The sequence below is a fragment of the Pseudomonas sp. SWRI111 genome (genome assembly GCF_014268555.1).
Classification (GTDB): domain Bacteria; phylum Pseudomonadota; class Gammaproteobacteria; order Pseudomonadales; family Pseudomonadaceae; genus Aquipseudomonas; species Aquipseudomonas hamedanensis.
In genome coordinates this window covers 47,618-57,630 of the sequence record NZ_JABWQQ010000030.1, presented here as the reverse complement: position 1 = coordinate 57,630, position 10,013 = coordinate 47,618, and the positions used below count along the sequence as shown (strand labels likewise).

Sequence of the window (10,013 nt, the reverse complement as noted above, 5' to 3'; positions counted from 1 at the left end):
CAGGGTTTTGCATTCACTCACACATCTGCCGTCCAGCGCAGATCCACTGTGGGAGCGGGCTTGCTCGCGAAAGGGCCGGTACATCCAACATCGATGTCGCCTGACACTCCGCCTTCGCGGGCAAGCCCGCTCCCACAGGGTTTTGCATTCACTCACACATCTGCGTCTCAGCGCAGATCCACTGTGGGAGCGAGCCTGCTCGCGAAAGGGCCGGCACATCCAGCATCAGTGTCGTCTGGCACTCCGTCTTCGCGGGCAAGCCCGCTCCCACAGGGTGTTGGCTGCTGCATAAACCGTTTCAGCCTAGACCCATCTCCCGCCAGATTCGCATGACCTGACGGCGTTCTTCGGCAAACTGGTCGCCCGGGATCACCCCGGCATCCTTCTGCAATGCCTGCCGGTGGGCGGCTGAGCGGTAGGCTTTGTAGGCCTCGCGCAACAAGCCGGCATCTTCGGCGGGCATCAGCCCTTGGTGTTCCAGCTCTTCCAGAATGCGGATGTTATCGGTCCAGCGTAGCAATGGCGGATGACTTTGCGACCACGCCAGAGCCGCGTATTGCACCATAAATTCAATATCGACGATACCTCCGGCGTCCTGCTTGAGGTCGAAGGGCGCGGTGGCCTCGAAGGCATTTGCCGCGGTCCCGGCCGCGGTGCTCCGGGTGCCAAGGTTATCGCGCATCTTCGCGCGCATTTCGCTGACTTCCTGTTGCAACTTCGCCAGATCACGCGCTTTGCCCAATACCTGCGCACGGACTTTCTCGAAGGCCTGGCCGACATCGGCGCTGCCAACCAGCACCCGTGCGCGCACGAGGGCCTGATGCTCCCACGTCCACGCTTCATTTTCCTGGTAGCGGGCAAACGCGCCGAGGGAACTCACCAGCAACCCCGCCGCACCGGAGGGCCGCAAGCGCATGTCCACTTCGTAGAGCTGGCCGGAGTTGGTCTGTGCCGTCAGCAAATGAATGATCCGCTGGCCCAGTCGGGTGAAGAACTGCGCACCATCGATCGACTTCGGCCCGTCGGTTTCTGCCTGCGGATCGCCATCGTGAATGAACACCAGATCCAGATCCGAACCGTGCCCCAACTCCAGCCCGCCGACCTTGCCATAACCGACGATGATGAAGCCGGGATCGCACAGCGTACCGTCAGTGCGCAACGGCGTGCCGTACTTGGCCACGGTCTGGCGCCAGGCCAGCGCCAGCACTTGCTCAAGGATGGCCTCGGCCAGCCAGGTCAGGTAATCGCTGACCTTCATCAGCGGCAGGCTGCCGGCAATTTCCGAGGCGGCGACCCGTAAGCGGTGTGCCAGTTTGAAATGGCGCAGGGCTTCCATCTGCTGTTCAAGGTCGTCTTCAGGGATCCGTGTCAATCGCTCGCGCAGTTCTGCCGCAAGCTCCGGCGCCAACGGCGGCTTGAACAGGCGGCCTTCATTGAGCAATTCGTCAAGCAGCAACGGAAAGCGCGTGATCTGCTCGGCGATCCACGGACTCGCCGCGCACAGCGTCAGCAAGCGGCGCAGCGCACCGGGATTTTCTGTCAGCAACACGAGATAGGCCGAACGCCGCGCCACCGCTTCCACTAACGGCAACACGCGCTCAAGCACCAGATCCGGATTGGCATGCTCCACCGCTTGCGCGAGCAGGCGCGGGATGAAGGCGTCGAGCCGCTCGCGCCCCAGACGCTGCATCGCGCGCAATTGCGGACTGCCGCGCAAACCGGCCAGCGCCTTCAGGGCTTTGCTCGCATCGGCAAAACCGCCCTCCTGCAACTGACGGCACGCGGCCTCTTCGTCCTGCGCCTCCTCCCACAGCGGCAACCATTCGCCGCCCACCACCACTTCGCTTGTGGCGCCTTCGTCCTCATCGGGATCGGCAATCACCTGGGCGAAATGCCAGGCGACACGACCGCGCCAATACATGAGCTTTTCATGAAAAGCCTCCCAGTCGGCGAAGCCAAGCATGAAAGCAATCCGCGCCTGATCCTGCGCGCCCTCCGGCAGCATCTGGGTCTGACGGTCGGCGATGGCCTGGATGGCGTGTTCGGTGTAACGCAGGAACTCATAACCCTCGCGCAATTCACTGACCACCGCCGGCGGCAAATAGCCCTGCCCTTCCAGCGTACTCAGCACCTTTAATAGAGGGCGCTGTTGCAGGCTCAGATCGCGACCACCGTGAATCAACTGGAACGCCTGGGCGATGAACTCGACTTCACGAATGCCACCGGAGCCCAGCTTGATATTGTCGGCCATGCCTTTGCGCCGCACTTCCTGCTGGATCAATTGCTTCATGGTGCGCAGCGCTTCGATCGCCGAGAAGTCCAGATAGCGCCGATAAACGAACGGCCGCAGCATTTCCAGCAACTGGGCACCGGCCACCTGATCGCCGGCGACCACACGCGCCTTGATCATCGCATAGCGCTCCCAGTCGCGACCCTGATCCTGGTAGTACTGCTCCAGCGCATTGAAGCTGAGCACCAGCGCACCGGACGAGCCGTACGGACGCAGGCGCATGTCGACACGGAAGACAAAGCCGTCGACGGTCATCGGGTCCAGCGCCTTGATCAGGCGCTGACCGAGGCGAATGAAGAACTCCTGATTATCCAGCGAACGTTTCACGCCGACGGTTTCGCCGCCCTCGGGGTAGGCGAAGATCAGGTCGATGTCCGAGGACAGATTCAACTCGACCGCGCCCAGCTTGCCCATGCCGAGGATGACCATGGGCTGGGGCAGACCGCTGCGACGTCCGGTCGGCGTACCGAATTGTTCGCAATGGCGGCTGTACAGCCATTGGTAGGCTTGATCGATGCAGGCGTCGGCCATGTCCGAGAGATCGCGGCAGGTCTGCACCAGATCGGCCTGACGCGTCAGGTCGCGCCAGATGATCCGCACCTGATGCCGGGCGCGCTGACGACGCAAGGCACGGCCGAGCTCATCCTCGCTTTGCGCGGCGTTCACCGCGGCGGCAATCTGAGCACACAGCTCACCCGGCGCGAAGGCCCGGTCGAGTTCGCCGGACTGCACCAGCGAGAGCAACATCAAAGGGTCACGAACGCTCTGTTCAATGACAAACTCGCTGGCGGCGGTGACGCGGGCGAACTGCGCCCAGCGCTCCGGCGTCCAGCTCGACAGGCCATGATCGTTCTCCAGTGAGGCGACAGCCGTACGGAACGACTGCTCGGATCGGCTGACCAACGGCAAGAGGATGGCGGGCAGTTCGGCAAGCACGGGCAGGGTCATGGTCTATCCTTGATCGGCGTGTAAATGGCCGCTTGTAGTGAATGATGAAAACCCGCTACGCGAAGGACTGTCGAACAAAAGTTAGAAATAGCTGAAATTTCTTCTTCTTTAGCATTCAGCATCAAACTTTCACCTTATTCGGATGGAAATCGACCCACCTTAACGATTATTCTCACAACGCAGTCGGAGGCCACAAGCCTTTCATCTGTAGTTTTACTACTCGTCTATACATTCGAAAGGCTGAAATGCCGGAAGATTTGTAGTAAAACTACACGCCGCCGGAACAACCTGTCGGCAATCCAAGAATTTTAAATCGTCTGCCCACAAGGCCAGTCGCAAACTCAGGCAACCGATTCTGGAAGCCTTTCCGCCCTGGAGCAAGCCATGCAAGACCTCGATCCCGTCGAAACCCAGGAATGGCTGGACGCCCTGGAATCGGTTCTCGACAAAGAAGGCGAAGACCGTGCTCACTATCTGATGACCCGTATGGGTGAACTGGCGACCCGCAGCGGTTCGCAGCTCCCTTACGCCATCACCACGCCTTACCGCAACACGATCCCCGTGACCCACGAAGCACGCATGCCTGGCGACCTGTTCATGGAACGCCGCATTCGCTCGCTGGTACGCTGGAACGCAATGGCCATGGTAATGCGCACAAACCTGCGAGATTCGGACCTGGGCGGTCACATCTCCAGCTTCGCTTCCAGTGCGACCCTGTATGACATCGGCTTCAACTACTTCTTCCAGGCCCCGACCGACGAACACGGCGGCGACCTGATCTACTTCCAGGGCCACACCTCGCCAGGCGTTTACGCCCGTGCATTCATGGAAGGCCGCATCACTGAAGACCAGATGAACAACTTCCGCCAGGAAGTCGACGGTCAGGGCCTGTCGTCCTACCCGCACCCTTGGCTGATGCCTGACTTCTGGCAGTTCCCGACCGTTTCGATGGGTCTGGGCCCGATCCAGGCGATCTACCAGGCACGCTTCATGAAGTACCTGGAACACCGCGGTTTCATCCAGCCGGGCAAACAGAAAGTCTGGTGCTTCCTGGGCGATGGCGAGTGCGACGAGCCGGAATCCCTGGGCGCGATCTCCCTGGCCGGCCGCGAGAAGCTGGACAACCTGATTTTCGTCATCAACTGCAACCTGCAGCGCCTCGACGGCCCGGTTCGCGGCAACGGCAAGATCATCCAGGAACTCGAAGGCGTGTTCCGCGGTGCACAGTGGAACGTGACCAAAGTCATCTGGGGCCGTTTCTGGGACCCACTGCTGGCCAAAGACGTCGACGGTATCCTGCAACGCCGCATGGACGAAGTCATCGACGGCGAGTACCAGAACTACAAAGCCAAAGACGGCGCGTTCGTGCGTGAGCACTTCTTCAACACGCCTGAACTCAAGGCGATGGTTGCAGACTTGTCCGACGACGAGATCTGGAAACTCAACCGTGGCGGCCACGACCCGTACAAGGTCTACGCGGCGTACCACGAAGCGGTCAACCACAAAGAACAACCGACCGTCATCCTCGCCAAGACCATCAAGGGTTATGGCACCGGTGCCGGCGAAGCGAAAAACACTGCGCACAACACCAAGAAGGTTGACGTCGAGAGCCTGAAGCTGTTCCGCGACCGCTTCGACATTCCCGTCAAGGACGAAGAACTGGAGAACCTGCCGTTCTTCAAGCCGGAGCCGAACAGCGCCGAAGGCCGCTACCTCGCCGAGCGTCGTGCTGCACTGGGTGGTTTCGTGCCACAGCGCCGCGCGCAGAGCTTCAGCGTACCGACGCCGGATCTGGACACCCTCAAAGCCATCCTCGATGGCTCGGGCGACCGCGAAATTTCCACCACCATGGCCTTCGTGCGGATCCTCGCGCAACTGGTCAAGGACAAGGAAATCGGCCCGCGCATCGTTCCGATCATCCCGGACGAAGCCCGTACCTTCGGTATGGAAGGCATGTTCCGCCAGCTGGGCATCTACTCCTCCGTCGGCCAGCTCTACGAGCCAGTCGATAAAGACCAGGTGATGTTCTACAAGGAAGACCAGAAAGGTCAGATCCTTGAAGAAGGCATCAACGAAGCGGGCGCCATGAGCTCGTTCATCGCTGCCGGTACTTCGTACTCCAGCCACAACCAGCCGATGCTGCCGTTCTACATCTTCTATTCGATGTTCGGCTTCCAGCGGATCGGCGATCTGGCCTGGGCCGCTGGCGACAGCCGTACCCGTGGCTTCCTGATCGGCGGCACCGCCGGCCGTACCACCCTGAACGGTGAAGGCCTGCAGCACGAAGACGGTCACAGCCACCTGCTGGCCGCGACCATCCCGAACTGCCGCACCTACGATCCGACCTACGGCTACGAGCTGGCGGTGATCATTCAGGACGGCATGAAGAAGATGACCGAAGAGCAACAGGACATCTTCTACTACATCACCGTGATGAACGAGTCGTACCAGCAGCCAGCCATGCCGGCCGGTGCCGAAGAAGGCATCAAGAAAGGCATGTATCTGCTCGAAGAAGACACTCGCGATGCGGCGCACCACGTTCAGTTGATGGGCTCCGGCACCATCCTGCGCGAAGTGCGTGAAGCGGCGAAGATCCTGCGTGAAGAGTTCAACGTCGGCGCTGACGTGTGGAGTGTTACCAGCTTCAACGAACTGCGTCGCGACGGCCTGGCCGTAGAGCGCAGCAACCGTCTCAAGCCTGGCCAGAAACCTAAGCTGAGCTACGTCGAAGAGTGCCTGAACGGCCGTAAAGGCCCGGTCATCGCCTCTACCGACTACATGAAACTGTTCGCCGAGCAGATCCGTCAGTGGGTTCCGTCCAAGGAATTCAAAGTCTTGGGCACCGACGGTTTCGGCCGCAGCGACAGCCGCAAGAAACTGCGTCATTTCTTCGAAGTCGACCGTCATTTCGTGGTGTTGGCAGCCCTGGAAGCACTGGCTGACCGTGGTGATATCGAACCTAAAGTCGTGGCCGAGGCCATCGTCAAGTTCGGCATCGACCCGGAAAAACGCAACCCACTGGACTGCTGAGGAGACATTTTGTGAGCGAACTCATTCGCGTACCTGACATCGGCAGCGGTGAAGGTGAAGTAATTGAATTGTTTGTGAAGGTCGGCGACCGTATCGAAGCCGATCAGAGCATCCTGACCCTGGAATCGGACAAGGCCAGCATGGAAGTGCCAGCCCCGAAGGCCGGCGTCATCAAGAGCCTGAAAGTGAAGCTGGGCGACCGCCTGAAAGAAGGCGACGAACTGCTGGAGCTGGAAGTCGAGGGCGCTGCTGAAGCCGCCCCGGCCGCCGCTGCTGCGCCAGCCGCCAAAGCTGAAGAACAACCGGCTGCCGCACCTGCTGCCGCCGCACCCGCCGCTGCTCCTGCTGCCGCCTCGGTACAGCAAGTGCACGTGCCGGACATCGGTTCGTCGGGCAAGGCGCAGATCATCGAGATACAGGTCAAGGTCGGCGACACCGTCGAGGCTGACCAATCGCTGATCACGCTTGAATCCGACAAGGCGAGCATGGAAATCCCGTCGCCTGCCGCTGGCGTGGTCAAGGCCATCAGCGTCAAGCTCAACGACGAAGTCGGCACCGGCGACCTGATTCTGGATCTGGAAGTGGCAGGTGCTGCGGCCCCTGCTGCTGCCGCTCCGGCTCAGGCTGCCGCGCCTGCTGCTGCCGCTGCGCCACCCCCGGCGGCGGCTCCGGCCGCGCCGGCCGCTGACACTGTTCAGGACATTCATGTCCCGGACATCGGTTCGGCAGGCAAGGCGAAGATCATCGAAGTGCTGGTCAAGGCCGGCGATACCGTCGAAGCCGACCAGTCGCTGATCACCCTGGAATCCGACAAGGCGAGCATGGAAATCCCATCGCCTGCCGCCGGCGTGGTCGAAAGCGTTTCGATCAAGCTGGATGACGAAGTGGGCACCGGCGATCTGATTCTGAAGCTGAAAGTCAAAGGCGCGGCACCTGCTGCTGCCCCGGCTCCAGCGGCTGCGCCAAGCGCTCCGGCCCCTGCCGCTGCTGCTCCGGCTGCACCGGCTGCCCCCGCCGCTCCAGCCGCTGCACCGGCCAAGCCAGGCGCGAAAGTTCACGCCGGCCCCGCCGTGCGTCAACTGGCCCGTGAGTTCGGCGTCGAGCTGAGCGCCGTCGGCGCCAGCGGTCCGCACGGTCGCATCCTGAAAGAAGACGTGCAGGTTTACGTCAAGGCAATGATGCAGAAGGCCAAGGAAGCACCGGCCGCTGCTGGCGCTACCGGTGGCGCGGGCATCCCGCCGATCCCGGTCGTCGACTTCAGCCGTTTCGGCGAAATCGAAGAAGTGCCGATGACCCGCCTGATGCAGGTCGGCGCCGCCAACCTGCACCGCAGCTGGCTGAACGTGCCACACGTGACGCAATTCGACTCGGCAGACATCACCGAGCTGGAAGCCTTCCGTGTCGCGCAAAAAGCCGTGGCCGAGAAGGCTGGCGTCAAGCTGACCATCCTGCCGCTGCTGCTCAAGACCTGCGCGCATTTGCTCAAGGAATTGCCGGACTTCAACAGTTCGCTGGCACCAAGCGGCAAGGCGATCATCCGCAAGAAATACGTGAACATCGGCTTCGCCGTCGACACCCCGGATGGCCTGCTCGTACCGGTCATCAAGAACGTCGACCAGAAGAGCCTGCTGCAACTGGCGGCCGAAGCGGCTTCGCTGGCTGAGAAAGCCCGCACCAAGAAGCTGTCCTCGGACGAGATGCAAGGCGCCTGTTTCACCATTTCCAGCCTCGGTCACATTGGCGGCACCGGCTTCACGCCGATCGTCAACGCGCCGGAAGTGGCGATCCTCGGTGTTTCCAAGGCTACCATCCAGCCTGTCTGGGATGGCAAAGCCTTTCAGCCGAAGCTGATGCTGCCATTGTCGCTGTCCTACGATCACCGCGTGATCAATGGTGCAGCAGCAGCACGCTTCACCCAGCGTCTGGGCAGCCTGTTGGGCGACATCCGCACGATCCTGCTGTAACTCAAACGGCCCTCCAGCCACGGAGGGCCGTTTGCTGCACCCTTTCGAGCGCCACACGCTCGTACCTCAACCCCGTCAGTTTGGCGGGGCTTTTTTTTGCCTGAAGAAAACCACCCCGCATATTTCCCACAAGTAGCGCTGACATCGGCCACAAGCTGCGTCAACTTCACGCCAATATTTTTATTCGCCACACAACTAACCTTAAACAGCAAAGCCAACTAACAATGCCGCGCAAAAACTTTAACTTTATTCAGCCTTCATTCGAATGGATTCGACATGTTAAAACCGACCATTGGCCCGATCATCGGCCACGTTACAACTAACCACGCGCGAATATTTATTCGCGGTAATTCACAACACAACGCACTGGTATTTGCCGCCCTGCGTTATCGCACATACGGAACAACACAATGGGCAAAGCCTGTTTTCCTGCAGCTCACTGAATTGCGTGATATGTCCGATGTTTTCGCGCTCAACAACTTGAGTAGCGATACCGAATACGAATACCAGACAGGCTGGTTCAGCCCGATGAGTCCGGTACATACCAGGGACAGCGTCGCGGAGTTGCCCCTGCAATGGCCACGGGAAATCTACCGCCTGCGCACGCGTTCCACTAAGCCCGTGCAATCCAGAGCGTACATAGTCGGGTCGTGCCGCTACTTGCGCATGACCGCCGGCATCGCCTCGCTGCCGCAACTGGGCGACCGTATATTCGCTTCGATCAACCAATTGATTGAAGGCGCACAACCGCCGATCAGCGCAACATTGATGACCGGCGATCAAATCTATGTCGACGACTTGAACGTGATTGCCCCGGACCGGGAATACAAAGACATACTTGCAAAATACCGGGCAGCCTTTTCACAACCCAACATTCAGCGTCTGATGTCCGGTACATCGACTTACATGATCCTCGATGATCATGAAATCGAAGACAACTGGCCGGCCAACGCAAGCAAGTCCGACAGTGACTTGTATCGCAATGCCATGGCCGCCTACGAGTTGTATCAGGTCAGCCACAGCCCGGCCCATGAACTAACTTCTACTGGCCAGATAAACCATGCCAAACTTGATCATTACTGGTATCAGTTCAGCGACGGTGATATCGAATGGTTTGTTACCGACAGCCGCACGCGGCGTAACTTGTCGGCCGATGACCGCCGCATTCTGGATGAAGAGCAGGAACTGGCACTGCTCAAATGGCTGATAAACAGCCCTGCGCGCGTCAAGTTTGTGGTAACCAGCGTGATGTTCTATCCGGATCGCAAACTCCACGGCGACGACGCCTGGAAGAGCTTTCCCGAGCAACGTCTGCGCTTGCTGGAAACCATCCGTACCCGGCGGATCAAAAACGTCGTGTTCGTCTCCGGCGATGTTCACGGCTCGCTCACCAGTCGCCTGACTCACAGCAACGACCCGGATTTCGAAGTTCACACCATCGTCTCTTCACCGCTGTGCAACAGCAAGCTGTTGCCCTATGCCAAGGCTTCCACTTTTATCCTCGATCAACCACTGGCGCGCACGGCTGCCGGTGATTATCGGCATGAGTTGACCAGTGCCGTGGTCAGCCAGGACAACTTTGCGCACGTGGTCGTCGACGCTGATCGGATTGTGGTGAATTACCATGATCGCGATGGCAAACCGCTGCAGTCGATCACGCTGAAACTGCGCTGAAACCCAAAAAAATCGCAGCCTTCGGCAGCTTCTACATGGCTATGCGTTCCCTGTCGGGGCTGCCGAGGCTGCGATCATTTGATCTTTTCTGATACCCGCTGGAGAAA

The 10,013-nt window shown here is 60.0% G+C and carries 4 protein-coding genes; 3 read left to right on the top strand and 1 reads right to left on the bottom strand.

Annotated features, from left to right (window positions below; translation table 11 throughout):
* Positions 1-298: 298 nt before the first annotated feature.
* Entirely contained in the window at positions 299-3,238 is a 2,940-nt protein-coding gene (gene glnE, locus HU755_RS24785; protein ID WP_186637528.1) for a bifunctional [glutamate--ammonia ligase]-adenylyl-L-tyrosine phosphorylase/[glutamate--ammonia-ligase] adenylyltransferase, read from the bottom strand.
* A 384-nt stretch (positions 3,239-3,622) separates the two neighbouring features.
* On the opposite strand from glnE, the gene aceE reads away from it, so the two are divergent.
* The 3 genes from aceE (at position 3,623) to HU755_RS24770 (ending at position 9,906) form a co-directional block, all read left to right on the top strand.
* Positions 3,623-6,268: a pyruvate dehydrogenase (acetyl-transferring), homodimeric type gene (gene aceE / locus HU755_RS24780; protein ID WP_186549437.1), complete on the top strand. Its 2,646-nt coding sequence runs from the start codon at positions 3,623-3,625 to the stop codon at positions 6,266-6,268.
* Between the two features lie 11 nt (positions 6,269-6,279).
* On the top strand, positions 6,280-8,232 hold the full coding sequence (aceF, locus tag HU755_RS24775) for a dihydrolipoyllysine-residue acetyltransferase (RefSeq protein ID WP_186637526.1): 1,953 nt from the start codon (positions 6,280-6,282) through the stop codon (positions 8,230-8,232).
* Positions 8,233-8,508: 276 nt separating this feature from the next.
* Complete coding sequence (locus HU755_RS24770; RefSeq protein WP_186637524.1) at positions 8,509-9,906, top strand: alkaline phosphatase D family protein; 1,398 nt, start codon at positions 8,509-8,511, stop codon at positions 9,904-9,906.
* Positions 9,907-10,013: the final 107 nt, after the last annotated feature.